The organism is Alkalispirochaeta americana, from assembly GCF_900156105.1.
GTDB lineage: Bacteria > Spirochaetota > Spirochaetia > DSM-27196 > Alkalispirochaetaceae > Alkalispirochaeta > Alkalispirochaeta americana.
This window is the reverse complement of the sequence record NZ_FTMS01000057.1, coordinates 1-1,289: the sequence shown is the minus strand read 5'-3', so window position 1 is coordinate 1,289 and position 1,289 is coordinate 1. Positions and strand designations below refer to the sequence as shown.

At 64.0% G+C, this 1,289-nt stretch carries 1 protein-coding gene; it reads right to left on the bottom strand.

Annotated elements, in window-relative coordinates:
- Nucleotides 1-1,289: methyl-accepting chemotaxis protein (locus tag BW950_RS14670; protein ID WP_143559292.1), on the bottom strand; the 1,289-nt coding region annotated here is incomplete at both ends.

The following is a 1,289-nucleotide window of genomic DNA, read 5'->3' as shown; positions in this document are numbered from 1 at the left end:
CGGTCCACAATGCCCTTGACCCGGGCAATGCCCTCACCGTTCTTGCCGCTCATCTGCTCCACGGCGGTCACGGCCTGCTGGATCTCGTCGGAACCGGACTTCATCTCCTGCATACCGTTGCTCAACTGCTGGGTTATGTCCTGGAGGCGCACCATCTCCTCCAGCATCACCCGGCTGGCCTGGACAATCTCGCCGGACCCCTCGTGAACGGAATCGGTGACGGCCGATATCTGCTCCAGAGCCTTCAGGATCTGCACGCTCCCGGCGCTCTGCTCCTCCATGGCGTTGCGGATCTGCCCCTCGTTCTCGTCCACCTCCCGGATCCTGCTGTGGACCGCCGCAAAGGCCCCCGAGACGTCCTCGGCCGAGGCTACAGCCTCCTGGATCGACGAGGAGACCGCCGAGAGCTCCTGACCGATCACCTTGGACTGCGCCCCGGCCTCCTCGGCAAGCTTGCGGATCTCGGCAGCCACCACGGCAAAGCCCCGGCCGTATTCTCCGGCGTGGGCCGCCTCGATGGCGGCGTTCATGGAGAGCAGGTTTGTCTGCTGGGCAATGGCGTGGATCACCGAGCTGGCCTCCTGGAGACGGCTGCTCTGTTCGGCGATCCGCCGGTTGATGCCGATCATCCCCTCAAGTTTCACCCGTCCCTGGTCGGCCGCCTGAAGAAGTTCATGGAAGGAGCCGGCGTTTTTGTCCAATCGCTCGGCCACGGAGCGGATACTGGCCATCATCTCCTCGATCGCGGCGCTGCTCTGGGTGACCACCGAGGACTGGTTCTGAACCTGCTCGTCCAGGCTCTCCATGTTTCGGCTGATCTCCTCAATCGTGGCGGTTACCTCGGAGACCCCCGCTGACTGGTTCAGGACCTGATCGGTCAGGCTGGCCACGTTGGCAGCGATCTGGGTGATCGCCGCCGAGGTCTCCTCCATGTTCACCGAGAGATCGCTCCCCACCAGGGAGAGCTGGTCCGTGGCGCCCCGGATTCCCCCGATCATCTCCCGGAGGACCCCCAGAAAGGTATTGAAGTTACTCGATATCTGGCCCACCTCGTCGCGGCCGCTCACCTCCAGAGCAACCCGCAGATCCGCCTCGCCCTGGGCCACATCGTCCAGACTCAGAGCTACGGCGCGGATGGGCTTTGCGATTCTCCCTGCCAGAACCCAGGCTGTAAGGGCCAGGGTGATCAGGGCCAGCAGAAAGATCGTGGTGATAATCCCCGTGAGCTCCTGGACGGGAGCGTTCAGGTCGGCTATGGGAAGGATGTAGACCACGCCCCACCGGGGGGA